This window comes from Paenarthrobacter ilicis, assembly GCF_016907545.1.
GTDB lineage: Bacteria > Actinomycetota > Actinomycetes > Actinomycetales > Micrococcaceae > Arthrobacter > Arthrobacter ilicis.
Genome location: NZ_JAFBCD010000001.1, coordinates 1614754 through 1639999, shown reverse-complemented (window position 1 = coordinate 1639999; position 25246 = coordinate 1614754). Strand labels below are relative to the sequence as shown.

At 63.2% G+C, this 25246-nt stretch carries 23 protein-coding genes; 7 read left to right on the top strand and 16 right to left on the bottom strand.

Annotated elements, in window-relative coordinates; translation table 11 throughout:
* Window positions 1-2: 2 nt before the first annotated feature.
* The 12 genes from ftsW to JOE60_RS18330 form a co-directional block, all read right to left on the bottom strand.
* Complete coding sequence (gene ftsW, locus JOE60_RS07515) at window positions 3-1304, bottom strand: putative lipid II flippase FtsW (protein WP_167269413.1); 1302 nt, start codon at window positions 1302-1304, stop codon at window positions 3-5.
* A 2-nt stretch (window positions 1305-1306) separates the two neighbouring features.
* Complete coding sequence (gene murD, locus JOE60_RS07510; RefSeq protein ID WP_167269411.1) at window positions 1307-2896, bottom strand: UDP-N-acetylmuramoyl-L-alanine--D-glutamate ligase; 1590 nt, start codon at window positions 2894-2896, stop codon at window positions 1307-1309.
* The gene (gene mraY / locus JOE60_RS07505; RefSeq protein WP_167269409.1) at window positions 2878-3987 is read right to left on the bottom strand and encodes a phospho-N-acetylmuramoyl-pentapeptide-transferase; all 1110 of its coding nucleotides are present in this window, start codon (window positions 3985-3987) and stop codon (window positions 2878-2880) included. The genes murD and mraY overlap by 19 nt, the downstream gene beginning before the upstream one ends.
* Complete coding sequence (locus tag JOE60_RS07500) at window positions 3984-5474, bottom strand: UDP-N-acetylmuramoyl-tripeptide--D-alanyl-D-alanine ligase (RefSeq protein WP_167269406.1); 1491 nt, start codon at window positions 5472-5474, stop codon at window positions 3984-3986. The genes mraY and JOE60_RS07500 overlap by 4 nt, the downstream gene beginning before the upstream one ends.
* A 6-nt stretch (window positions 5475-5480) precedes the next feature.
* Window positions 5481-7109, bottom strand: coding sequence for a UDP-N-acetylmuramoyl-L-alanyl-D-glutamate--2,6-diaminopimelate ligase (locus JOE60_RS07495; protein WP_167269404.1), 1629 nt, complete (start codon window positions 7107-7109; stop codon window positions 5481-5483).
* Between the two features lie 104 nt (window positions 7110-7213).
* Complete coding sequence (locus tag JOE60_RS07490; RefSeq protein WP_167269403.1) at window positions 7214-9010, bottom strand: peptidoglycan D,D-transpeptidase FtsI family protein; 1797 nt, start codon at window positions 9008-9010, stop codon at window positions 7214-7216.
* A gap of 43 nt (window positions 9011-9053) precedes the next feature.
* Window positions 9054-9710 (bottom strand): cell division protein FtsL, encoded by a 657-nt coding sequence (gene ftsL, locus JOE60_RS07485; RefSeq protein WP_167269401.1) that lies wholly within the window; start codon window positions 9708-9710, stop codon window positions 9054-9056.
* Window positions 9707-10705, bottom strand: a complete 999-nt coding sequence (gene rsmH, locus JOE60_RS07480; RefSeq protein ID WP_204814866.1) for a 16S rRNA (cytosine(1402)-N(4))-methyltransferase RsmH — start codon at window positions 10703-10705, stop codon at window positions 9707-9709. The genes ftsL and rsmH overlap by 4 nt, the downstream gene beginning before the upstream one ends.
* A gap of 161 nt (window positions 10706-10866) precedes the next feature.
* Window positions 10867-11298 carry a division/cell wall cluster transcriptional repressor MraZ gene (mraZ, locus tag JOE60_RS07475; protein ID WP_167269396.1) on the bottom strand — a complete coding sequence of 144 codons (432 nt, stop codon included), beginning with the start codon at window positions 11296-11298 and terminating at the stop codon, window positions 10867-10869.
* Between the two features lie 356 nt (window positions 11299-11654).
* Window positions 11655-12023, bottom strand: coding sequence for a DUF3040 domain-containing protein (locus tag JOE60_RS07470; RefSeq protein WP_167269394.1), 369 nt, complete (start codon window positions 12021-12023; stop codon window positions 11655-11657).
* A 238-nt stretch (window positions 12024-12261) separates the two neighbouring features.
* A complete protein-coding gene (dinB, locus tag JOE60_RS07465; RefSeq protein WP_167269479.1) occupies window positions 12262-13446 on the bottom strand; it encodes a DNA polymerase IV in 1185 nt (394 codons plus the stop codon).
* Between the two features lie 128 nt (window positions 13447-13574).
* On the bottom strand, window positions 13575-13886 hold the full coding sequence (locus tag JOE60_RS18330) for a hypothetical protein (protein ID WP_239528839.1): 312 nt from the start codon (window positions 13884-13886) through the stop codon (window positions 13575-13577).
* On the opposite strand from JOE60_RS18330, the gene JOE60_RS18325 reads away from it, so the two are divergent.
* A complete protein-coding gene (locus JOE60_RS18325) occupies window positions 13885-14175 on the top strand; it encodes a hypothetical protein (RefSeq protein ID WP_239528838.1) in 291 nt (96 codons plus the stop codon). The two genes, JOE60_RS18330 and JOE60_RS18325, sit on opposite strands and share 2 nt — an antisense overlap.
* Window positions 14172-15266 carry a polyprenyl synthetase family protein gene (locus JOE60_RS07455; RefSeq protein WP_167269389.1) on the top strand — a complete coding sequence of 365 codons (1095 nt, stop codon included), beginning with the start codon at window positions 14172-14174 and terminating at the stop codon, window positions 15264-15266. Before JOE60_RS18325 ends, JOE60_RS07455 begins: the two co-directional genes overlap by 4 nt.
* Before the next feature lie 97 nt (window positions 15267-15363).
* Here JOE60_RS07455 and JOE60_RS07450 read toward each other — a convergent pair whose 3' ends face one another.
* Window positions 15364-15717, bottom strand: a complete 354-nt coding sequence (locus tag JOE60_RS07450; protein ID WP_167269387.1) for an Rv2175c family DNA-binding protein — start codon at window positions 15715-15717, stop codon at window positions 15364-15366.
* Between the two features lie 249 nt (window positions 15718-15966).
* Here JOE60_RS07450 and JOE60_RS07445 point away from each other — a divergent pair, with 249 nt between their 5' ends.
* Complete coding sequence (locus JOE60_RS07445; protein ID WP_167269386.1) at window positions 15967-17316, top strand: lytic transglycosylase domain-containing protein; 1350 nt, start codon at window positions 15967-15969, stop codon at window positions 17314-17316.
* Window positions 17317-17414: 98 nt separating this feature from the next.
* Window positions 17415-19511: a Stk1 family PASTA domain-containing Ser/Thr kinase gene (gene pknB / locus JOE60_RS07440; RefSeq protein WP_167269385.1), complete on the top strand. Its 2097-nt coding sequence runs from the start codon at window positions 17415-17417 to the stop codon at window positions 19509-19511.
* A gap of 74 nt (window positions 19512-19585) precedes the next feature.
* Here the strand turns inward: pknB and JOE60_RS07435 are convergent, their stop codons facing one another.
* Both JOE60_RS07435 and JOE60_RS07430 read right to left on the bottom strand, forming a co-directional pair.
* Window positions 19586-20989, bottom strand: a complete 1404-nt coding sequence (locus tag JOE60_RS07435; RefSeq protein ID WP_167269384.1) for a class II 3-deoxy-7-phosphoheptulonate synthase — start codon at window positions 20987-20989, stop codon at window positions 19586-19588.
* A gap of 67 nt (window positions 20990-21056) precedes the next feature.
* The gene (locus tag JOE60_RS07430) at window positions 21057-21758 is read right to left on the bottom strand and encodes a lysophospholipid acyltransferase family protein (RefSeq protein WP_314326281.1); all 702 of its coding nucleotides are present in this window, start codon (window positions 21756-21758) and stop codon (window positions 21057-21059) included.
* Window positions 21759-21868: 110 nt separating this feature from the next.
* Here JOE60_RS07430 and JOE60_RS07425 point away from each other — a divergent pair, with 110 nt between their 5' ends.
* Genes JOE60_RS07425 through JOE60_RS07415 form a run of 3 tightly spaced genes read left to right on the top strand, consistent with a single transcriptional unit; the run spans window position 21869 to window position 23980 of the window.
* Entirely contained in the window at window positions 21869-22660 is a 792-nt protein-coding gene (locus JOE60_RS07425; protein WP_167269383.1) for an alpha/beta hydrolase, read from the top strand.
* Window positions 22657-23460, top strand: coding sequence for an alpha/beta hydrolase (locus JOE60_RS07420; protein WP_167269382.1), 804 nt, complete (start codon window positions 22657-22659; stop codon window positions 23458-23460). The genes JOE60_RS07425 and JOE60_RS07420 overlap by 4 nt, the downstream gene beginning before the upstream one ends.
* Window positions 23447-23980: a hypothetical protein gene (locus JOE60_RS07415; protein WP_167269381.1), complete on the top strand. Its 534-nt coding sequence runs from the start codon at window positions 23447-23449 to the stop codon at window positions 23978-23980. Before JOE60_RS07420 ends, JOE60_RS07415 begins: the two co-directional genes overlap by 14 nt.
* Window positions 23981-24010: 30 nt before the next feature.
* Here JOE60_RS07415 and JOE60_RS07410 read toward each other — a convergent pair whose 3' ends face one another.
* Window positions 24011-25069, bottom strand: coding sequence for an ROK family protein (locus JOE60_RS07410; protein ID WP_167269379.1), 1059 nt, complete (start codon window positions 25067-25069; stop codon window positions 24011-24013).
* Window positions 25070-25246 lie beyond the last annotated feature (177 nt).

Genomic DNA, 25246 nt, shown 5'->3' with positions numbered 1-25246 from the left:
AACTAGGTACGCTTTCGTGCGGGTTTGGGAGATCGTCGCGGCAGGAATCCAGGCCGTTGCTGTGGAGGCAGCTGGCCCCTGGCCAGGGACAGAACCACGCCCACACCGCACAGTGACATTACCAGCGCCGAGCCACCGTAGGAGATGAAGGGCAGGGGAACACCCACCACGGGCAGCAGCTGGGTGACAACGGCCATGTTCATGCTCGCCTGGCCAAGGAGCCACACCATGATGCCGCCGGCCAGAGTCCGCTGGAAGGGATCTGTCTGCCGGACCACCACACGGAAGATGGCGATGCCGAGGATGGCGAAGAGTGCCAGCACCACGATGGTGCCCACCAGCCCCAGCTCCTCACCGATGATGGCAAAGATGAAGTCGTTGTGGGCTTCAGGAAGCCAGTTGTACTTCTGCCGGCTTTGTCCCAGTCCCAGCCCTGTCCAGCTTCCCTGCGCCAGGCCGTACATGCCGTTGGTGGACTGGAAGTCGAAGTCGAATTGCTCAGTGCATTGAGCTGAGGGATTGCCCAGCCACGAGGTGATCCTGCAGATGCGGTTGGCGCTGCTGACGGTAGCCGCAACAGCGCCGACAGTGGCGATGGTCCCGGCGATGGCGAGCATCTTGCCGGGCACGCCTGCGAAGTAGAGTCCTGCGGCCGCGATGGCAGCAATCACGATCACAGTACCGAGGTCGTTGCCCAGCATGACCAGGCCAATGACCAGGCCTGCGCCCGGCACAACGGGGATGATGACGTGCTTCCAGCTGTGCAGCAGCTTCTGCTTGCGCGCAAGAACAGCGGCGATCCAAACGCACAGAACCAGCTTGGCCATTTCCGAGGGCTGGAGCGTTACGCCGCCAATATCCACCCAGTTTTTGTTGCCATTGACGCTGTTGCCCATGACCTGCACCAGTGCCAGAAGAACTACCACAACGCCAAATGCCCACCAGGACAGGCGCTTCATCCAGTTCACGTTGGTGCGCGAAATGACGTACATGGCTGCGGCGCCCATCAAACCGAACACGGCCTGCTTGAGGGCGTCGGCATAGGGTGACTTGCCCGCGGCGATGGCCTCAACACTGGAGGCGGAAAGAACCATCATGATGCCGATGGCCGTCAGCGCCAGTGAGCAACCAAGAATGAGGTAATAGGTGGAACTGTTGGGGGCTTTGTCCTTGCCCTCCAGGCTCTCCCAAAAGCGCCGCCAGTGCCGGCGAAGGCCGGACGGCTTCTTTTCCCCGGCCTTGCTTGCTCCGGGCTTTCCGCCCCGCGGCGCTTTGCCGAGGGTGCGGGTGGGCGTGCTGACCAATGTTACTCCTCGGTGGTCGATGCCTGCCCTTCCACAAGCTCGCGAACTGCCTGGACGAAAGCGTCGCCACGGTGAGCGTAGGAAGAGAACTGATCCATGGACGCAGCTGCCGGGGCCATGAGAACGGTGTCACCAGGAGCAGCTGCTTGAGCTGCCGCGGCAACGGCCTGGGCCATGACAGCCTCACCATGGATTGGCGAAGAGGCGCCACCGGCAGCGGTATCCACCTCTTCAGTGTGGCCCTTGGTCTGGCTGATCACGGGGACATCCGCTGCGTGTCGCTGGAGCGAGCCTTCCAGGGCCTCAGTGTCGGTGCCGATCAGCACCACGGCCTTGAGACGCTTGGCGTGCTCTTTGACGAGGTCGTCGTAGTTGACGCCCTTGGACAGTCCACCCGCTATCCAGACAACCCGCTGGAACGCGGACAGTGCCGCAGACGCGGCGTGGGGGTTGGTGGCCTTGGAATCGTTGATCCACAACACGTCATGGTGCTTGGCAACCAGCTGGATCCGGTGGGCTCCAGGGAGGAAGGCAGCCAGTCCCTGCTTCACAGCCGCGGGCTCAACGCCGTAGGCACGGACCAGGGCCGCTGCGGCCAAGGCGTTCGCAACCATGTGGCGCGGCGCCACCGGACCCAGATCCGTCATGGATGCGAGTTCGGCGGCAGAGTCCTTGCGTTCGGCAATGAAGGCGCGATCCACCAACAACCCGTCAACGACGCCCACCATGCTGATGGCCGGCGTGTTGGTGGTGAAGGCGATGGCCCTGCAGCCTTCGATGACGTCCGCATCTTCCACCATGCGTTCGGTCTCGATTTGCTCGGCGTTGTAGACGGCGGCTTTTTGGGTATTCCGGTACACCTTGGCTTTGTCTGCAAGGTAGGACTCGTAGGAGCCGTGCCAATCCACGTGGTCTTCGGCCACATTGAGGCAGACACTGGCCACCGGAGACAGCGAGTGGCTCCAGTGCAGTTGGAAGCTGGACAGCTCCACTGCGAAGGCATCGTAATCCACCGGGTCCCTGAGGGCGTCCAGGATGGGAGTCCCCACGTTGCCCACGGCGATTGCTTTCAAGCCCGCGGCCTGCAGCATGGATTCGGTCATACCCACGGTAGTGGTCTTGCCGTTGGTGCCGGTGATGGCCAGCCAGTCCGCGGTCTTGTGGCCGGCACGGATCCGGAGGCGCCACGCCAACTCGACGTCGCCCCATACGGCGATGTGCTTCCGGGCTGCGGCGGCCAGCAATGCCTGGTCGGGGCGCCATCCAGGGGACGTCACCACCAGTTCGGGCAGCTTGCCATCGATCAGGGGAAGGTCCTTGACGGCGTCCTCCCCCAACAGCACGTCAACGGCTCCGACGATCCGAAGGGTGTCCGCCTGGGCCTCAGCCCTTGGCGTGGTGGCGGCATCCACCACCACCACCTTGGCTCCGAGCTCAATCAACGTATCCGCGGCCGAGAAACCGGAAACACCGATTCCGGTGACCACTACGCGCAGACCGCTCCAGTCGGCATCCCAGCTGGTGAGTCCACTGAGTCTGGCATCAACAGCAGGATCATTCCCGTGGCTTACGTTCACAGCAGTACCACCCATTCAGCGTAGAAAATACCCAGCCCGGCGGCCACGAACAGCCCGGCCAAAATCCAGAACCGGACAACTACCGTGACTTCCGCCCAGCCCTTCAACTCGAAGTGGTGTTGCAGCGGTGCCATCTTGAAGACCCGTTTGCCTCCGCTGAGTTTGAAGAAGCCCACTTGAATGATGACGGAGAGGGTGATGAGGACGAACAGGCCTCCGATGAAGGCCAGCAACAGTTCGGTCCGGGAAAGGATGGCGAACGCGGCGACTGCGCCACCGATAGCCAGGGAACCCGTGTCCCCCATGAAAATCTTTGCCGGTGACGTGTTCCACCACAGGAAACCCACCAAGGCGGCGCTGAGGATGGCCGCCAGTAGTGCAAGGTCCATGGGGTCGCGTACCTGGTAGCAGCCGCTGCCGGCCTCCTTGGGCGATCCACAGGCCTGGTTGTTCTGCCAGATTCCCATGATGGTGTAGGCACCGAAAACCATGATGGAGGCTCCCGCCGCCAGGCCATCCAGGCCGTCGGTGAGGTTCACTCCGTTGGTGGCAGCAGTGATGATCAGGTTGGACCAGAGCACAAACAGGATGGCACCCACCACCGTGCCGCCAAAGGCGAGGTCCAGCCACGGGATGTCCCTGACCAGGGAGATTTGCGTGGAGGCAGGGCGCAGGCCGTCCTCGTTGGGGAACTGCAGCACCAGAATGGCGAAGATGATGCCCACAGCGGCCTGCAAAATGAGCTTTGCCCGTGCGTTCAGTCCAAGGCTGCGCTTGTTGGAAATCTTGATGTAGTCATCCAGGAACCCAACAAAGCCCATGCCCACCATGAGGAACAGCAGCAGGAGTCCGGAGGCGGAAGGGCCCGGGGAGCGCGGATTCATCATCCACATCACCAGGTGGGTAGCGAAGTAGCTGATGAGCACAGCCGCCACCACCACGGTCCCGCCCATGGTGGGAGTGCCACGTTTGGTGTGGTGGGAGGTGGGGCCGTCATCGCGGATGAACTGCCCGTAACTCTTGGCCACCAGGAACTTGATAAACAGCGGTGTCCCTATCAGGGCAACCAGAAGGGCGACGCCGGCGCCGATCAAAAGTGCAATCACAGCAGCTCGTTCCCTTCGCTTGCGACAGTGTCAGCCGCGTTGTCTCCGGTGGGCTCGGCCCGTGGAGGTAATGCTATCCGATCCCCCAAATGCCGCAGCCCTACTCCGTTGGAGGACTTGAACAGCACCAAATCTCCGGGTTCGAGCTCATTGCTCAGCAGTTCGTAGGCTTCCTCCACCGTCTCGGTAAAGGAGCATTCGTCACCCCAGGATCCCTCCTGGATGGCGGAGACATACAGCGCCCGGGCTTCCCGCCCCACCACCACCAAACGGGAAATGTTCAGGCGCACCACCTGGGTTCCCACGGCGGTGTGCTCGCGGATGGAGTCTTCACCGAGCTCCAGCATGGCGCCCAGGACAGCCCAGGTACGCCGGCCCTGTCCCAGGTCGGCAAGGGTGCGGAGGGCCGCCCGCATGGATTCAGGGTTGGCGTTGTAAGCGTCGTTGATGATGGTGACGCCGTCTTCGCGTTCCGTCCGCTCCATCCGCCATCGGCTGGCAGCCGACTGGGAGCTGAGGGAGGCAGCAATGTCGGCGGCCGGGATTCCTGCGGCGAACGCAGCAGAGGCTGCAGCCAACAAGTTGGTCACGTGGTGGCCACCGATCAAGCGGCTCCGGACGGGAACGGAAGGTCCGCCGTCGGGAAGAACCAGGTCAAACCACGGGAAGCCGTCGGGGCTGACGGTGACGTTGCGGGCCTCCACTTCCTCGGTGGTGGCAGGTGCTGCGGTGAAGCCCAGGACTTTGGCCTTGGTGCGGGTCCGCATGGCGGCAACCCGTCCGTCGTCGAGGTTGATCACGGCGGTGCCCTGCTCACTGAGGGCCTCCACCATCTCGCCCTTGGCTTTGGCGATGTTCTCCACGCCGCCGAATTCGCCTGCGTGGGCAGTGCCGACCACCAGGACGACGCCAATGTCGGGTTTGACCATGTCGGCCAAGTACTTGATGTGGCCAATCCCCGTGGCACCCATTTCGATCACCAGGAAGCGAGTGTCGGTATCGGCCAGGAAAACGGTCAGCGGCACGCCGACTTCGCCGTTGTAGGATCCCTGCGGCGACACCGTGGGACCGGCAGCGGACAGCACACCGGCAAGGAGGTCCTTGGTGGTGGTTTTGCCGGCGGACCCGGTAATGCCGATCACCGTGAATTCCTCGCCACGTTCAGTTCGTGCAGCCCGGATACGCCGGATGGCCTCTGCCGCCAGCGCGCCCATGGCCAGGACAGCATCCTCCACCACGACGGCGGGATACGGAGTACCGTCCGGACCGGCGACGTCGCGTTCGGCCAGCACCAGAACGGCACCCAGTCCGAAAGCGGCGTCCACGAAGTCGTGCCCGTCAGCGTGCTCTCCTGGCTTTGCCACGTAGAGGGAGCCGGGGGTTGCTTCCCTGGAATCAGTGACGACGGAGCTGGGCACGATGTCCGTAGCTCCGGTCAATCGGCCATGGGTGATGTCGGCGATTTCCGCCGCAGTAAATGCAATCATCTCGGTTTAGGACTCTATCCGCTGGTCTGATGAAACGCTGAATCCCTTGGATGTCAAGGCGGCCCGGAGCTCCACTCTGTCGTCCAAGGCCAGATTCACGCCCTTCACCTCCTGCCACACCTCGTGGCCCCTCCCGGCCACCAGGATGGTGTCCTTGGCCGTAGCCAGGTCAACGGCCAGGCGAATGGCGGCTTCCCGCGGATGAGACTCGATGATCCGGGTTTCAAGCCCCTCGGTATCGCGGGCTTCTTCGGCACCGCGCATCACGTCCGCCCGGATTGCTGCTGCGTCCTCATCGTGGGGGTCGTCATCGCTGATGATCACCACATCTGCCAGGCGGGCGGCAATGGCCCCCATGGTGGGACGTTTTCCCTGGTCACGCTGGCCCGTTGCGCCAAAGACCACAATGACCCGGGAGCCCTCCCGGGGTGACCTGACTGCTTCCAATGCCCGCGCCAAGGCGTCGGGGTTGTGGGCAAAATCAACCACGGCGGCCGGTTCCGTGGACACCAGCTGCATGCGGCCGGGAACCGAAACGGTAAAGGGGTCGTGGGCGTCCAGTGCGGACTGGAGCGTCTCAACGTCCGTTCCCGATGCCAGGACCATGAGGGTGGCCAGCGCCGCATTGGCCACGTTGAAGTCGCCGGGCAGGCCGGTGTGTACCCGGAGCGTCCTGCCATCTGCATGCCGGAGTTCAAAACTCGAACCGAGTCCGGCCGGCGCTACCGACGCCACGTGCCAATCCGCGTCGGCGTGACGGGTGGCCAGGGTGGTCACAGGGATGTCGGCGGTGCCGGCAAGTGTGCGGCCCCAGTCGTCATCAACGGTGACAACAGCCTGCCGCGCCCGTCCGGCGGTGAAAAGTTCTGCTTTGGTGCGGAAGTACTCGTCCATGCTGCCATGCAGGTCCAGGTGGTCCTGGGTCAGGTTGGTGAACCCGGCGACATCGAACATGACGCCATCCACGCGGTGGAACGAGATGGCGTGGGAGGACACCTCCATGGAGGCCGCTTCCAGCCCGCGCTCACGCATCAGGCCAAGGAGAGCGTGGACGTCCGCGGATTCCGGCGTGGTCAGCGTGCTCGGGATGGGCTCGCCGCCAGCGACAATCTCAATGGTGCCAATCAGGCCAGGGGTTTTATCCAGGGCCCGCAGCAGGGAATTCACGAAGTAGGTGGTGGTGGTTTTACCGTTGGTGCCCGTCACGCCGAAAAGCGTTGGGAAGGCGGAGTCAGCCGGCTGGCTGCGGTAAATCAACGCCGCCAGGCGTCCGACGACGGTCCTCGGCTCGTCGACCACCAGTACAGGAACGGGCTGCTCGCCTGAAAGTGCAAGCTGGCGCGCGCCGTCGTCGTCAGTCACTACCGCCACCGCACCGGCGTCCACGGCCTGCGGAACGAAGTCCGCTCCGTGGCGGGTGGCACCGGGGAGGGCCATGTAGAGGTCGCCCGGCTGGACGGTTTTTGAGTTGAGCGTTATTCCCGTCACTCCGGCGCCATTGCCGGTATCAGTGGCATTGATTCCCAAGGCGTCCATGATGGTGGACAGCGGCACCGTGGTCACCGAAGCCGGCCTGAAGCCGGTGCCATTGCCTGGGGTGGTGGCATGGTTTGCTGCCTGATGGTGCTCTGACACGTGGTTCTCCGTTGTTGCTCATGGAACTGCCGGCAAGGGGGGCCGGCGGCGCCCGGGCCTTTAGTGGTGGATCGGGGGGTGACTGAAACAGACGCCCGTAAAGCTTACTTGACGAACTGCGGCAGCCGCGCGGGGGTACCTGTTGACGGCGGCACGTTGTAGGTCCGGAGCACCTGCGACATCACGGACCTGAAGACCGGACCGTTGGTGATCCCGTAGATGCTTCCCTTGGGGCGCTGGAGGACAACTTCAACAATGAACCGGGGATCTTCCATAGGCGCCATGCCCACCATTGAAGCGGTGTAACCGTCGAATCCCGGCAGTCCGTCTTCCCGGGGAGCCTGGGATGTTCCGGTCTTGGCGCCCACCCGGTAACCGTCGATGGCGGCGTCCTTGATCTGGCCCTCCGTAACGGCACTCTCAAGAATGTCCTGCACCTGTTCGGCGGTTTCCTTGGAGACCACCTGGCGGGAGTCCTTGGCCGGGACCTTCTCTTCCTTGCCGTCCGGGGAAATGTAGCTGTCGATCAAGCGTGGCTGCAGCATCACACCGTTGTTGGCGATGCTTTGGTAGGCGCGGACCGTCTGGAGAGTGGATTGCGACACACCCTGGCCAAACAGCACTGTGTACTGCTGGCGGTCGTCCCACTGCTCGGGCTTGGCGAGGATGCCGGTGGCTTCAGCGGGAAGGCCAATGTCCGTTTGCTCGCCCACGCCGAACTTCTTCAGCCAGTCGTAGCGCTGCTCCTTGGTCAGGCGGCTCCCTGCCATGACGGTTCCCGTGTTCATGGACCACCCCAGAATGCCGGCCAGCGTCCGTTCCTCGGTGCCGTGCTCAAAGGCGTCGGTGAAGGTTTGCCCATCAATGGTGTAGGACGGCGGGATGGTGAAGTGGTCCAGGGGGCTGGACTTTCCTTCCTGAATGACAGCCGCTGCCGTGATCATCTTTTCGACCGAACCCGGCTCGTAGGCTGCTGTCACACTCCGGACCCCGCGGTCCTTCGCATCGACTTTTCCGGGGTCGTTGGGATCCGGCGCGTTGGTGTCGGCCAACGCCACCAGGTTTCCGGTCTTGGCGTCCATGACGATGATGACGCCCCACTCGGCACTCAGCTTGTCCACCTGGCTTTGAATGGCCTGCTGCGCAAAGTATTGGACATCAGTGTTGAGGGTTAGCTTGACGTCGCTGCCGTCCACGGCGGGAGTCAGTTCATCAGTAGCCACTGGAATCCTGAGGCCGTCCGCTCCAATTTCGAACACACGCTTGCCCTCGGTACCGCGCAGCACCTGGTCCTGGGTCTGTTCTATTCCGGCCTGGCCCGTTACTCCATCCTGGAGGAAGCCCACCACCCCACCGGCGATGCTGCCGTTGGGGTAGACGCGTTTGCTGACGCCCTCGGCAGAGATTCCCGGGATGATGAGTTTGGAGATGCGGTCTTCCAGCTCGGGTTTTACGTCCTTGGCAACCACTGCATATTTTTTGTCGCCGGTCACGGCCTCGCGGACCTTTGCTTCGTCGGCCCCCAGCAGTCCGGCCAACTCGGCTATGCCCTGGTCACGGGTAATGACCTCAAGCTCTTCAGTCTTTTCGTTGTAACGCTTGAAGGAAGCTGCGCCCGTGTTCTGGACCTGGTCCACCACCACGTTGTAACGGATAACGCTGCTTGCCAGCACGGTCCCGTTGGCGTCCACGATCTTGCCGCGCTCAGCCGGCAGGATCTGCGGTGTCAAACGGCTTGCCAGTGCGGCTTCAGCCATGCCGCCGACGTCCAGACCCTGCACCATGAAGAGCTTTCCGCCCACCACCAGCAGCAGGGTCAGCATGATGCCGAGGCCTACACGCAGGCGCTTTCGTGCCGCCGGCGTCTTCGTTTTTTTCGATGTGCCGGGGTGTGGAGCCACGATACTTCCCTTGCTGCTGGCCTTGGATCAATGAACGGATGGACTACTGTCCTGGCGTCTTCTGTTGCGGGGCCGGAACTGTTCCCCCATGGAGCTCGGCCTGCGGTGCGGCGGCTGCGGGAGCTGACGCGGCCGGAGCCGCGGGAGCCGCCGGGGTTGCCGGCTTGAGGTTCTCCAACGGGTCCTTGGTAGTCACGGAAGGAACGACGTCGAGCATGCCGGCTACCGCTGGCGGAGCGAGCTGCGCCGAAGGCGCATCACCCTTCACCGCTGGAGTGGCCTTGCCGGTGACTGTCATGGTGTTCACATCGATCTGCCCCTTGACTGTGGACGCTACCATCCCCAATTCTGCAGCCTTGGCAGCCAGATTCTGCGGAGCTTCGTAGTTCTGCTTCCGCTGTGTCAGATCCTGGTTCTCCTTGTTCAAGGTGGCAGCTTCCGCCTTGAGCTGCACCAACCTGTACTGGGCGGTTGAGACGGAAATGTTCAGGACCAACACCGTCAGAAGCGCAGCTGCCATGGCCACAAAGCACAACACCACAAAGGGTGTCCGGCGCCGTCCCGGAGCGCTGCGGACCACCGAAAGCGGTGTGCGTGCCTTGCGGGTGCCTTCACTGCCGGGCTTGCCTGCGGGGACCGCCAGTTTCCGGGCCGTGTTTCCCACCACGGAGGGCGATGTCTTCGCTGCGGCGTTGCTCATGCGACTCTCCTTGGTTTGATACGCTCCACTGCCCTGAGCCGGGCAGATGCCGCACGGGGATTTTCAGCGATTTCCGCCGGTGTGGGAACTTCCGTTCCCTTGGTGATGGTCTTTAATTCCGGTTTGTGTTCCTCGAGCTCAACGGGGAAGCCCAGGGGTGCCGAGGATTTGGATCCGGATTGGAACACTGACTTGACGATCTTGTCTTCCAGCGAGTGGTAGGACATGACAACGATGCGTCCGCCCATTCCCGTGGCCGCAACGGCCGCGGGAACTGCGCGTTCCAGGACGTCGAGTTCCTCGTTGACTTCGATCCTCAAAGCCTGGAAGGTCCGCTTTGCCGGGTGGCCACCGCTCTTGGCAGCGGCCGCTGGAACAACACTGCGGATCTGCTCAACCAGTTCACCTGTTGTGGCAAACGGCTTCTCCGCACGGGCATTGACAATCCTGTTGGCTATCCGGCCGGCGAATTTCTCCTCGCCCCATTTGCGGATGATACGGACCAGTTCGTCTTCGCCGTAGTTGTTGACCACGTCCGCCGCGGTCTGGCCACGGCTGGTATCCATCCGCATGTCCAAGGGAGCGTCATAGGAGTAGGCGAAACCCCGTTCGCGTTCATCCAGTTGCAGGGAGGACACTCCCAGGTCCATGAGGATGCCGTGGACTTCCGGAATGCCGAGGTCAGCCAGGACATCTTCGATTTCGTCATAGACCGCGTGGACCAGGTCCGTGCGCTGCGAGAAAGGCTCAAGGCGGGCGCCGGCAAGGGACAATGCTTCCTCGTCACGGTCAATGCCCACCAGGTGAAGATCGGGAAAGCGCTGCAGCATGGCTTCGGAGTGTCCACCCATGCCCAAGGTTGCGTCGATGGCCACCGGGGTGACACCCCGGGACCTGGCAGCTTCAAAGCCAGGGGCAAGCAGGTTGATGCAGCGGTCTTTCAGGACGGGCACGTGGCGCTCCGATGTGGGCTTTGCCGCGTCCTGCTCTTCCACGCTGCCTCCTCTTTCCTGGTACTTGCTGATTCTTGAACCGGATCCCCATCCGCGCCTATCGTTCCGCCGGCCTGGCCCAGGGGAAGTTGAGCCAGGAAGACTGTTCGATGGGCGGCTGGAGATCCCATTCAAGAAGCGGTTTCAATGCTCCCTCCGACCGGTCAGAAGAACCCGGGCAGATTTTCGTCGTCCGTTTCCGAGAAGGTTGCCTCCTTCTCAGTGAGGTATTCCTCCCAAGCCGTGGCGTCCCAGATCTCCGCGCGGGTTCCGGCGCCAATGACTGCCAGCTCCCTGCCCAGGCCTGCGTACGTCCGGAGCGCCTGCGGAATAGTCACGCGCCCCTGCTTGTCAGGTACCTCGTCCGAGGCCCCAGACAGAAAAACCCGGATGTAGTCACGTGCCTGCTTGGAGGACAACGGCGCCTCCCGCATCGACTCGTGAATGCGCTCGAATTCCTTCTGGCTGAAGACGTAGATGCAGCGTTCCTGGCCCCTTGTGAGAACCAGCCCCTCTGCCAGTTCCTCGCGGAACTTGGCTGGAAGGATGATGCGGCCCTTTTCATCGAGACGTGGAGAGTGAGTGCCCAGAAACAACTGGCCCCACCGCCCCTCACTCAAGGTGCCCGCACATGCCCAACACTGCCACTACCCTCTTATGTGCTCCACTTTACTCCACAATGCACCACAGTCAACGCACTTTGGCCGTTTCTCCACCACTTTGAGAATTCATGCCCCCTGTTTTTCCAGCGGATCCAGGCGGCTGGGCGCGCGGTGGATGAAAGTGGAGGCGCGGGGGCTGGCTCAAAACACAGTTAAGTACCCTTAAATGCAGAAAGACCCGCTGTTGCGGGTCTCTCTGTCTGCGTGCTGGCTAAGGAGTCCTCAAGCGACAATCCATCGGGCCTTCCCCGGCGATGGTCTCGGCTCCGGAATCCGGGGGCCTCGCGCCATCAGGGTTGGTCGCGTCGACGTTCGTCCCATCGCTCTTCCAAGCTGTTCATGAACGAGCTCTTGGGCTTGGACCTGGATGGCTTGCCTTTTCCGGCCTTGCTGAACGATGCACCGCGCAGGGTGGCAAAGTAGACGCCGGCGCCCATCACCACGAACCCCAGGACACCTATGGGTATGGCTTGGATGGATACGCCCACCAAGAGCAAAAGGATCCCCGCAATGGCTCCGAGGACACCTATGATCACATGCCGCGTCGACCAGCTGCGTATGGGATCCGAGCCCATGGAGTTGGCGAACTTCGGATCGTCCTCATGAAGTTGCTTCTCCAGTTGCTCAAGCAGCTTCTGTTCGTGCTCCGAGAGGGGCATCGCGACCTCCTTTAGTCAGCCAGCGTCTGGGCATAACGCGTCCTGTGCGTCTGTTTCCAAAACGATCGGACCCGGAAAATCGTTCCCGCTGATTCCTGCCAGCTTCTGCAGGAGAACCGCGGCCGACTGTTCAGGAAACAGTTTGTCCAGACGATCTAAATCTCTGTAATAAATAGGATAGTTTGTCCGGCGCCGATCTGAAAGACACACTGCGGGCCAACGGTGCCCCCTCCAGGGTTCAGGTCCGTTCCGGCGGCTTGCCCGGCTCCAAAAGCCTGGCAGGGAGAAGCGTTTTGGAGCCAAAACGCTCGGAGACCCTGTCCAAGGCCTGCTCGGCGGACCGCCAGTTGTCGTCCCGTCGGTCAAGGCTCAATTGCATGGACGTTTGACCCGCCGGTTCCAATTGTTCGGCCCGGACGCCCACCAAGCGGACGGCCAGGGTCCTCGTCCCCAGCGAGTCCAGCAACTGCACTGCGACCTGGTAGATCAGCTGGGCACTGTCCACCGGGGTTTGAAGGGTCCTGCTCCTGGAGACCGTGGAGAAATCCGAGGTCCGGATTTTCAGCGCAACTGTTCGGGCCAGCATGCCGGAGCTGCGCAGGCGGGCCGCTGTTCGATGCGACAGGCGCAGCAGTTCGCGGTGCAGGAGGGCGTTGTCCGCAGTGTCCACCGAGAAGGTCTCCTCGGCACCAATGCTTTTCTCCAGCCTGGTGGGAGTCACCGGCCGCGGGTCCACCCCCATGGAAAGGCGGTGGACGTGTTCCCCGCTGGCGCCAAGGACCTTCTTCAGCGACGCCACAGGAGTCGCCGCCACATCCGCCACGGTCCGGATTCCCAGCCGGGCCAGGACCTCCCCGGTTTTGCCTCCAACTCCCCACAATGCGTTAACAGGGAGGCTGTGGAGATACGGGATGGTCTTGTCCGCATCGATCTGGAGTATTCCGTCCGGCTTGCATCGGGTTGAGGCGATCTTGGCGACGAACTTTGTCCCCGCGATGCCCACGGACGCTGTAATGCCCAGTTCGGACTGAACACGACGACGGATGAGGTGCCCGATGTCCAGGGGTGGACCCAGCCGCCGGATCGCTCCCCCGACGTCCAGGAATGCTTCGTCAACGCTGAGGGGCTCCACAAGGTCGGTGATGGAGGCGAAGATGTTCATCAACTGTCCGGACACTTCGTAGTACAGGGCATGCCGGGGCTCGATGACCACGGCTGTCGGGCACCGCCGCATGGCAATTGACATGGGCATGGCAGACTTCACGCCCGTGGCCCTGGCTTCGTAGGAAGCGGAGAGGACCACCGACCTTTCCGCTGGGAAACCGACGATCACCGGTTTGCCGCGAAGCTCCGGCCGGCTCCGAAGCTCGACAGAGACAAAGAAGGCGTCCATGTCCACGTGGAGGATGCTGGTTCGCCGCATTTCCCGCAGCGCCTCTGGAGCACTGCGGGCCGGCTTTTGGCCCGTGCTGCCGGGGCCACGGGATCCTTCCTCAATCACATCGGCAATACTATGCCCGGCCACTGACTAAACTGGAGGCACAATCCGGCTCAGCCCCAGGAAGGGTACCCTGTGAAGCTTTTTGGAACTCCCCGATCGCGGGGGTTTGCCCTGCTTGCAGTCAGCGTTGCCGTGGCCGCCTCAGCATGCACCCCCGCACCGGACACCAGTGCCGGGTCATCGCCCAGCGGCTCCCCGTCTGCCGGCACCACCTCGAGCGCCAGCGCCCCGACGTCGGCGTCATCAGCTTCGGCAACGGCAACTCCCGCACCCACCAATGGCTCGGCCGCCCCCGTGCCAGGCTCGACTGCAACGGTCAACGCGCTGGTCCCCGGATTCCCCCAGCAGCTGATTCCGGTCATGCCAAATACTTCTGTGCGTTCCAGCAGCGTGGATAAGAAGGACGCCCTGACCAACGTCGCCTTGGTGGGAACTGTCAAGGCCGCTCCCAAGGGAGTCCTTGACTATTACAAGGCCTCCCTCGAAGCCCAGGGCTTCAAGCTCGTCCCGGGTCCGGAAGCGGTGGGCAACGTCACGTCCTTGGACTTCATCCGGGGAGATGGTGAAACCGTCAACATCTCCATCCGCCAGAAAGAAGGTGTTTCCACCTTCACCATCGGAGCCAACGTGGCGGCCGGGTCGGTCAAGTGACGGCTTCGGCTCACACAGCAGCGGAACAAGCCGGATTCGTCAGTGCCGTCGCGGACAAACTCACGGTTTTCCTGGCCGGCCAGCAGGACGTTATGGCCTCGGTCTCCCCGGACGCCGCTCCTCTGGTCGGTTCCATTTCCCAGCTGGTTTCCGGGGGCAAGCGACTCCGGGCCCTCCTCTGCTACTGGGGTTGGCGGGGTGCGGGTGGACGTGCGGACGACCCGGTCATCGTCACAGCGGGCTGCGCCTTGGAACTGTTCCAGGCGGCGGCCCTGATCCATGACGACATCATTGACCGGTCTGACACACGCAGGGGCGGTCCGAGCGTCCACAAGAGATTCAGTCAGCTCCACCAAGCCAATGCCTGGGCCCTGGACAGCTCACACTTCGGTGATGCCGCCGCAATCCTGACCGGAGACCTCTGCCTGTCTTACAGCGAGGAGTCCTTCACGGACGTGGGGCCACGGGCAGCAGCTGGAACCACGGCGCGGAGCATCTTCAACACCATGCGGGCGGAGGTCATGGCCGGCCAGTACCTGGACATCCTCGAGGAAGTGGCCGGACCAGTCCGGGACCGCGAAGGATCGGTGGACCGGGCGAAGTCCATCATCAGGTACAAATCGGCGAAGTACTCCAGCGAGCACCCACTTGCTCTGGGCGGTGCGCTGGCCGGCGCCTCTCCGCAGCTTCTAAAGGCCTACTCGGAATTCGCGCTCCCCTTGGGCGAGGCGTTCCAGATGCGCGACGACGTCCTGGGCGTCTTCGGCGACCCGGTGACTACAGGGAAGCCTGCCGGCGATGATCTCCGGGAAGGAAAGCGGACCGTCCTGGTGGGTTTCGCGATCAACCAGGCTCCGGCAGCCGAGGCAGACTACCTTGACAGGACGTTGGGCAACCCGGCGCTGGACGAAGAAGAGGTGGAACGGATCAGGGACATCATGGTCACGTGCGGTGCCTTGGAAGCCACGGAACAACTGATCGCCGAGCTCAGCACCCAGGCCTTCGACGCCTTGGACCGGCTTCCCCTGGAGGAACTGCCTAAATTGGCCCTGGGTCAATTGGCTGAAGCGGCTGTCAGCCGCGCGGCCTGAAAGACTCGGCTAACGGCCCCAGCAGGCTTAAACGCGTTCGACGGCGGTGGGACCCGCCGTCGAACGCGTTTAAGGGTGTATTCCGGAGGGAGCCGACTTACCAGGCCAGCGACTGTGCGCGTCGCCTGATTTCGGTTTTCCGTCCTTCACGCAGGGCATCAATGGGGCGGCCGCGGAGCGATTCGTCCGGGGTGAACAGCCAAACGATCAACTCTTCGTCGGTATAACCGGCGTCGCTGAGCACAGCGGCCGTTCCTTTCAGGCTGTCGACCACCTGGCCGTCCTGAAGAAAGAGCGCCGGGATGGAACGAATGTTCCGTTCCCCTCTCTTGATGGCCACCAGAGCGCGCTCATCCAAAAGCCCGTGGACTTTGGTGATGGAAACATCCAGCATTTCGGCGACATCCGGCAGGGGCAGCCACTCTGTAACAAGGCTTTCTACATTACTCACGCAACAAGGTTGCCACGTCGCCCCGCTTTGCGCCTAGCCGACGGCCGAATTAGACGCCCACAGCTGTCCGAATAGGGGAATCTCTCCATTTCAGGGCCCTTTTGCCCCAAATGCGCCCGAATTGTTGTGCCCATGGAATAAGTGTGAGAGATTCACACTGATCACTCTTGCACCATTGATAACAGCAGCAACTTTGTTAACACGGACAACATCGGATCATCACTCCGCTGTTGAGATGAGGACAACTTCATGACGACGCCCCGCCCGCCGAAACGAACCATGAGCATGCCGGTCATCGCGGCAACCACGGCCGCGATTCCTGCTGTGGTTTTGTCCTCGTTGGCCTTGGCGCAGCCCTCCGTGGCCACGCCGGCACCCCAACCGCGCAAAATTCCGGCAACCCTTGCTGCTGCCATGAAAGCCCAGGCCGTCACGGCGGGCACGGTGATTCCTGCCCAGGCGGTGGCCGCCACCCTTCCAGCAGCGCTTCGGCCCATGGCCCCCACCGTGCCGGACAGCTACACGATTGTCCGCGGTGACACCATCAGCGCCATCGCACGCCGGTTCAATCTGGACACCGCAGCAGTACTTGACCTGAACAAGCTCACGGCCACCACCCTGATCTACCCGGGCCAGACCATCAAGCTCAAGGGTTCCGCCGCAGCAACGCCGGCCCAGCCGTCCGCTCCTGCGGCTCCCGCTGCACCGGCACCGGCCAATGCGACTGTCCACACCGTTGTCCCCGGAGACACCCTGGGCGCCATCGCAGCCAAGTACGGCGTTCCGCTGTCCAGCGTCTTCAGTTGGAACAACCTCAACGGCAATTCCATCATCTACCCCGGGCAAAAGATCAAGGTCAGTGGCGGCCAGGCAACCCCCGCGCCTGCACCGGCAGCTCCCGCTCCTGCCACACCGGCTCCGGTCAGCGGCGGTGCTTCCTACACCATCAAGGCCGGCGACACCCTCAGCTCGATCGCTTCACGCCACGGTGTTTCCCTGGCGGCACTGATGAGCGCCAACAATGTATCGGCAACCACGGTCATCTACCCCGGCCAGAAGCTCACCATCCCCGGTGCGGGCTCCAGCTTGGAACCCGCAGGCGGAACCACCCCGTTGGTCCCCAGCAGCTTCCTCGGGTTCACCTATCCCCCGGCCGTGGTCAACTCTGCCAACCAGAACAAGGCACTCCTCAACGCCTCACCGGTGCCCAGCCGCGCCGAAATGAAGGCCATCGTGGCTGACACGGCCCGGCGGCTGGGAGTCAGTCCTTCCCTCGCGTTGGCTTTTGCCGAGCAGGAGTCAGGCTTTGATCAGCGGGCTGTCTCGCCGGCAAACGCCATCGGAACCATGCAGGTCATTCCTTCCTCCGGCCAGTGGGCATCGGACTTGGTGGGACGGAAGCTGAACCTGCTGGATCCCTACGACAACGCCACGGCCGGTGTCGCCATCATCCGCACCCTCATCGCCACCAGCAAGGACCTGGACACCGCCATTGCGGGCTACTACCAGGGCCAGTACTCAGTGAGCAAGTACGGCATGTACGAGGACACCAAGCGCTACGTTGCATCCATCAAGGCGCGCCAGCGTACCTTCGGCTAGCCGTAACCACGCAGGCGGCAGCTCCTGCAAGCGCCTCGGAAGGGGTCCGGATTCCCAGGGAATTCGGGCCCCTTCCCCGTCTCGTTTAGGATCGTAAGGTGCAAGAACCAACGCAGGACCACCTCATTGGGACCACTGTTGACAGACGCTACCTGGTCAGGTCGCGCGTGGCCAAGGGCGGAATGTCCACTGTTTACCTGGCAACGGACCAGCGCCTGGAGCGCGACGTTGCCCTCAAAGTCCTGCACCCGCACCTGGCCAACGATCCCACTTTCCTGCAGCGCCTGAGCAGGGAAGCAAAAGCCGCAGCCAGCCTCTCCCACCCCCACATTGTGGGGGTGCTGGACCAGGGCGAAGACGGACATATCGCCTACCTGGTGATGGAGTACGTCAAGGGCCATACCCTTCGCGACGTCATGACCGATCAGGGGGCACTGCAACCACGGCTCGCCCTTGCCCTTATTGATCCGGTCATTGAGGGCCTGTCCGCTGCGCACAAATCAGGACTCATCCACCGGGACATCAAACCCGAGAACGTCCTCCTGGCCGACGACGGACGCATCAAGGTGGGTGACTTCGGGTTGGCCCGCGCCATCTCCGCGAACACCAGCACCGGCGCCCTGATCGGAACTGTTGCCTACCTGGCCCCTGAACTTGTCCTGGGCCAGGCCGCCGATGCGCGGAGCGACATCTACTCAGCCGGCATCATGCTGTACGAGATGCTGACGGGAACGCAGCCCTACGCCGGCGAGACACCCATCCAAGTGGCCTACCAGCACGTGAATTCAGCGGTGGGGCGCCCCTCGGACGTTGCCGCCGGGCTGGCGGAGGACCTGGATGAGCTGGTCCAGTGGTGCACTGCGGCAGATCCGGAGAACAGGCCGGTGGACGGCACGGCATTGCTGGCAGAGCTGAGGCACATCCGCACGACGCTCACGGACGAGCAACTGGACCTCCGCCAGCCCTCGGACCAGCCACCGGCAGCCCCTGCCTACGCCCCCGGCACAGCGGTGATCCCGCAAACCGGGGAAAGCCCCACCGAAGCCATCGCATCAGCGGTCTCCCCCACCGAATTCATATCCTCCCAACGCCATCCCACCACCGTTATACCCGCGGGCACCCCGGGTTTCAGCAACCCGGCCGGCGGCCTGGTTCCCTCCATGGACCGGGACATCGGCGAGCGGGACCTTAACCAGCGCAGCATGAAGCCCGCAGGCAAGCGTGAGCTCAAGAGACTGGAACGCCAGCAAACCAAGGACCGCGCAAAGGCCGCTGCCACCCCGGTCCGGCAGCTCCGCGAAGGCAACCCCCGCAGGCGCGGCATCATCTGGGCGGTAGTCATTGTCATCATCGCCCTGCTCGCTGCCGCCGGCGGTTGGTTCTTCGGATTGGGCCCCGGCTCTCCAGGGACCATTCCGGACATCAAGAACAAGACCGTGGCCGAGGCCCAGCAACTCCTCAGGACTGCCGGTTTCCAGTCCGAACCACGCGACGTCTTCGACGACGACATTCCACCGGGGTTCGCCGTGGGAACCGAACCGGAATCCGGCGTCAGCGTCCGGAAGTTCCAGTCCATCACCATCTTCGTTTCCAAGGGGGCCCAGCTCTTTGCCCTCCCGGCACTCACCGGAGGAACGCTGGCGGAGGCGAAAAACTCGTTGAACGCCGCGCAGATGGCCCTCGGCAACGTTACGGAGGCCTTCGACGAAAAGGCTCCCGCCGGCGTCGTGCTCGCCCAGGATCCTGCAGCCGGGAAGGAAGTCCGGCACGGCACTCCCGTTGCCCTGTCCGTGTCCAAGGGACCCCAGCCCATCCAGGTCCCTGACGTGCGTAAGATGCCGAAGGATGCCGCCGTCAAAGCGCTCCAGGACGCCGGGTTGAAGGCCGCCATCGCCCCGGACACCGTGAATGACAAGGACGTTGCCAAAGGATCGATCGTGTCCCAGGCGCCCGCCAATGGAACGCTCTTCCGCGGTGACACCGTGACCCTCACCGTGTCCGAGGGGCCCAAACTGGTGAAGGTCCCCAGCTTCGTGGGCAAGCAGGCCAAGGATGCCAAAAAGCAACTCGAGGCTTTGGGCTTCGAGGTAAAACTCAACGAGATACTGGGCGGATTCTTCGGGACTGTCCGGGATCAGAATCCCGTGAACGTCGAGGTTCCCGAGGGCACGCTGGTGACGCTGACCGTGGTCTGAAAGACCTCTCAATCCACGCAAAAAGGCGCGGCCGGAAGATTCCGGCCGCGCCTTTTGTCCCAAGGGGTATTGCTTTACCTCTTGGAGAGGGCACCCGCTACCAGGAACGCCATCTCCAGGGACTGCATGTGGTTCAGCCGCGGATCGCACACGGACTCGTACCGGTCAAGGAACGCATCCTGGTCGATCGGATCCGCGCCACCCAGGCACTCGGCGACGTCGTCGCCGGTCATTTCCACGTGAAGGCCGCCGGGAACGGTACCCAGGGAGTGGTGGACTTCGAAGAAGCCCCGGACTTCATCAATGACGTCGTCGAAGTTGCGGGTCTTGTACCCGTTGGGAGAAGTCACCGTGTTGCCGTGCATGGGGTCGGTGACCCACAGGACCTGGGCACCGGATGCCGTGACACGCTCGACGACGGCGGGCAGCTTCTCGCGGATGTTCTTGGCACCCATGCGGGTGATGAACGTCAGGCGACCCGGCTCGCGGTTGGGATCCAGCTTGTCGATGAGCCGCAGTGCGTCGTCGCCGCTGGTACCCGGGCCCAGCTTGACGCCGATAGGGTTGCGAACACGCGACAGGAAGTCGACGTGGGCGTGGTCCAGTTCACGGGTCCGCTCGCCGATCCATAGGAAGTGGGAGGACGTGTCGTAAGGCAGGCCTGTGCGGGAATCGATGCGGGTCAGCGCACGCTCGTAGTCCAGCAACAGGGCTTCGTGGCTGGCGAAGAACTCAACGCGCTTCAGTGCCTCGAAGTCGGCCCCACAGGAATCCATGAACTTGATGGCACGGTCAATGTCGCGTGCCAGGGATTCGTAGCGGGCGTGGGCCGGGTTCTCGGTGAAGCCCTTGTTCCACTGGTGAACCAACCGGAGGTCGGCGAATCCACCCTGGGTGAAGGCACGGATGAGGTTCAACGTGGAAGCGGAGGTGTGGTACGCCTTGAGCATGCGTCCGGCATCGTGCGCACGTGACTCAGGGGTGAATTCATAGCCGTTCACGATGTCGCCACGGTAAGCGGGGAGCGTCACGCCGTCGCGCGTCTCGTCATTGGAAGAACGCGGCTTGGCGAATTGCCCTGCCATGCGGCCCATCTTGATGACGGGCATGGCGGCACCATAGGTAAGGACGACTGCCATCTGGAGGATGGTCTTGACGCGGGCGCTGATCTTGTCAGCCGTGGCGGCCTCGAAGGTCTCAGCGCAGTCGCCTCCCTGCAGGAGGAAGGCTTTGCCCTGCGCGGCCGCAGCGAGGCGCTCCCGGAGCACGTCCACTTCGCCGGCGAAAACCAAAGGCGGCACAGCGGAGAGTTCCTTGACCGAGGCCTGGAAAACGTCGGCGTCGGACCATGTGGGCTGCTGTGAGATGGGCAGGTCCCGCCAGGCGTCGAGCCCGGGGTAATTGGCCGCTCCGCTTTGGGCGGGCGTGGCAAGGGAATCTGCTGGCGAAGTCGCGGTGTTCGTGGTTAGGTCAGTCACCCTTCAAAGAGTAGTATCCTGCGGCGCTCGTGGAGGACTGAAGGCGTAACCCGCACTGCTCTGTCCGTCACAGTTTCTCCGGGGATTCCTTTCCAGCCAATTGGGCTTTCACCACGGCGGCATACTCGTCCACGTATTCCTGGCCGGAGAGCCGCATCAGCTCGTTCATGATGCGGTCCGTCACGGTCCTCTGGACAGCCCGGTCCTCCTCCATGCCGTAGTACTCGCTGAAATCCAGCGGCTGCCCGATAATGATCCCGATCCTGCGGATGCTGGGGAGTCTTTTGCCGATCGGCTGGACCTTTTCCGTGCCGATCATGGCCACTGGCACCACCGGCACCCGGGTTTGCAACGCCAACTTGGCCACGCCAACCTTGCCCCGGTACAACCGCGCGTCTGGGCTCCGTGTGCCCTCCGGGTAGATTCCCAGCAACCCGCCGGAACCCAGGACATCTTTCCCGGCTTTAAGGGACATCTCCGAAGCCGCTCCACCGGAACGGTCCATGGGCAACTGGTTGCTCAAGCGGAAGAACAGCGCAGTCAGACGGCCTTTGAGGCCTTTGCCTGTGAAGTATTCAGATTTGGCCAGGAAGATGACCGGCCGGTGGACAGTCAGCGGCAGGAAGATCGAATCGGAGAAGGAAAGGTGGTTGGACGCCAGGATGGCGGCGCCCTCTGCCGGGACGTTGTCCAGGCCTTTGACCCATGGACGGAACAGGAGTTTAAGGATGGGACCCAGAAAGATCCTCTTCATGACCCAATAGAACACGGTTGTCCCCTTACGGCCGACGGTTGGCATGCACTCCGGCAGCCCAGCCGGCGTTCGAATGCAACCCTACTCCAGTGTGAATTCTCCGGAAGAGTGACACGATGGGACGTATGACGGAACCACTTTCCCCAGCGGCGCCGGTCGCTTTCCACTACCCCGGACATGGGGACAACGCGTCCATTGGTGTCGCCATCTGCCACGGTTTCACCGGGAGCCCCCTCAGCGTGATGCCGTGGGCTGAGTATCTGGCAGGGCAGGGCTTCGCAGTGACCGTGCCGCTCCTTCCCGGGCATGGGACCAGCTGGCGTGACCTCGCCACAACGCGCTGGCAGGACTGGTACAAGTCGTTCGAGGAGAGCTACCTGACGTTGAGTGCCACCACGGAAAAGTGCTTTGTGGCCGGACTGTCCATGGGCGGGGCTGTTGCCCTCCGCGTGGCCGCGCTGCACGATGTCCCGGGCCTGGTACTCGTCAATCCGGGCCTGAGCTTCTATGACCGCCGCGTCCGGTACGTCGGTGCGCTCAAGTACGTCATGCGCACCACTACCCCGATCGAGGAGGACACTCCCACGCCGGTTGTGGCCACAGAGGACGGAGACTACTCCAAGACGCCGCTGCAGGCGGTCCACGAACTGAAGAAGCTCTTCCGGCGGGCCGCCCAGGGACTTCCGCAGGTAGAGGCGCCCGCATTGGTGTTCAAGTCGTCCAAGGATGGCGTCATCCCGCCCAGCTCGCTGGCCACCATTGAGCAACGCATTGCTTCATCCCGCCTGAAAGTGGTGACCCTTCCGCGCAGCGGCCACGTTGCCACCTTGGACGTGGACGCCACTACAATTTTCGAGGAATCGGCCCGCTTTTTCCGTCAGCACGCCGGCGACAGAGTAGCCTCGGAGTCATCATGAAAATCCTTCCGGACTCTTCACCTTTCCTCAGCGGCTGGAGCGGTACTGGACCGCGTATTGGCGTGGTAATGTCCCATGGCTTTACCGGCAGCCCGCACAGCGTCAGGCCCTGGGCACAGCACTTGGCAGCAGCTGGATATGCGGTGCGATTGCCGCTCCTGCCGGGACACGGAACCACGTGGCAGGACATGGCCAGGCGCTCGTGGCGCGAATGGCACCGGGCCGTTGACGAGGCCTACCTGGAATTGGCAGCAGAATGCGATTACGTGTTTGCGGCCGGTTTGTCCATGGGCGGAACCCTCGCCCTGCGGATCGCGGCCACGCGCCCTGTGGCCGGCACAGTCGTGGTGAACCCCGGAATGGTCTTGGACGATCCCCGGGCGGTCCTGGTGGCAGCTCTCAAGTACGTGGTGAAGACCACCCCGGGCGTGGCCAATGACATCCTCAAACCGGACCAGGATGAAGGCGCCTACGCCCGCACCCCGGTGGCAGCGGCACACCAGCTCAAGAAGATGTACCGGGACACGGCCGCCCTGCTCCCCCGGATCACAGCTCCGGTCCATGTCTACCGCTCGACGGTTGACAACGTGGTGTCCAACGCGAGCCTCGAATTCCTCCGGTCCCGGGTCCAGGCGCCGGTGGAGGTCAGCTACTTGCACAACAGCCACCACGTGGCCACCCTGGACAACGACGCACCGGAGATTTTCGCGGGCACCGTCGACTTCATCCACCGGACCATGGCAGCAGTGGCCGGACCGGGAGCTTCCGCCGACAAGGACACCGTCAATGAACAGGCCTGATTCCAATTCCGCTGACCAAAGCGCCAACAACGACGACGACGCCGTCTGGCTGGATTTGGTAGCCCGCCTGGAGTCCACGCAAACAACCACGGAAGGCCCGGGGCCCGGCGGTTCGGCCCCTGCGAAGTCATTCCGGGATTTTGATCCGCTCGGCTTGTCCACACCTGCTGTGGAGCAGTCGCCTGATCCTTCCATGGGACCTGGGCGTTCCCTCACACCGGCCGGCTCCGCTGACGGGGAACGTCCGCTGGGCCCCCGCGACTACGAAGCTCCCGAAGACGACGAATCCTTTGTGCCGGAGGAACCCCCCAGCCTGGCCGGAACCGAGCCGATGATCATGCTGGCGTGGGTGGGTGCCGTGGGAGGGCCCATCGCGCTTCTTTTCACCGCCATGTTCTGGCGTTCTGCTCCCCTGCTGGCGGTCCTGGGCATCGTTGCAGCGTTCGTCGTCGCCGTGGTGTACCTCATCATGCGGCTTCCGCAGGAGAAAAACGAGGACGACGACGGCGCCCGCATCTAAGTGCGACGGCACGCCTTGACGGGCGAAGCCCTAGCCGTGCGCGCGGCCACTGACCCGTGACAGGTCAGCTGCCCCGATGAGGCCCGCCCGCGGGCCGAGTGCGGCAAGTTCGATTCTGGCCATGGGCCGGAATCCCCTGCCGGTCAGGTTCTTTGCGAACGACTCACGGGCCGGGCCGGCCAGGAGCTCGCCGGCGTCGCACAGGCCTCCACCAATCACGAACATTCCGGGGTCCAGGGCTGCGGCGAGGTTGGCGAGGCCAAGGCCCAGCCACTCGCCTTGGTCAGCCAGCAACTCGCGGGAGGTAGCGTCACCGGCAAGGGCCAGTGCCGTGATAGTGGCTCCGGTCAAGGTGTCAGCCGAACCGCCGGCCCGTTCCAGCAAGGCCCGACCCTCGGGCGAATTGGTCCTGACGAGTTGGCGCGCTTCCCGGCCCAGGGCATTTCCTGATGCGTACTGCTCCCAGCACCCGCGGTTACCGCACTCGCATCGGTGTCCACCCGGGAAAATGATCTGGTGGCCAAACTCGCCGGCCACTCCGTAGCGGCCCCGTTCCACCTTTCCGTCCATCACCATGGCGCCACCGATCCCGGTACCCAGGGTGACGCACACCAGCCGGGTCTCGCCCTGGCCAGCGCCGAAACGCCATTCCGCCCACGCCGCAGCATCGGCATCGTTGGTCAACAACACAGGACGCCTCAGCAATTTCTGGAGGCTCTCGCGCAGAGGTTCGTTGCGCCATGCCAGATGGGGGCTGAACAGGACCGTTCCGCCGTCGAGGTCCATCCACCCTGCCGCCCCGATTCCCACGGAGGCGATCCGGTGCCCGGCGCTTAACTCCTCCACGAGTTCAACGATGGTGTGCTCCACGGCCCGGGGGTCGGCGCCGGGAGTGGAACGCCGTGCTTCAGCCAGCACCCGGCCCTCGGCATCCACCACTCCGGCGGCCACCTTGGTTCCACCGATATCGATGCCGATGGCCAGGCCACGCCGGCCCAAGTGGCTGCGGCGGGCGCCCCAGGGAACGTCCTTCCAAGCAGGGGCGTGCGGCCGGGGGCGGAGACGGTGGCTGGAACTGATCGGGGGCATCCCCTCATCTTATTCTCCAGCCCGCTCCGGGCAGCCAACGGCCTGCTTGAAAAGGCCCCGAGTTGCTTGAAATGACGGGGAATCCGTAAAGTTACTCGCCAGTAGGTGAATTAGAACACACCTCCGCGAGCGGGCATACTAGAGTGGAACCAGCCCCTCGTGGCCCGTGCATATCAA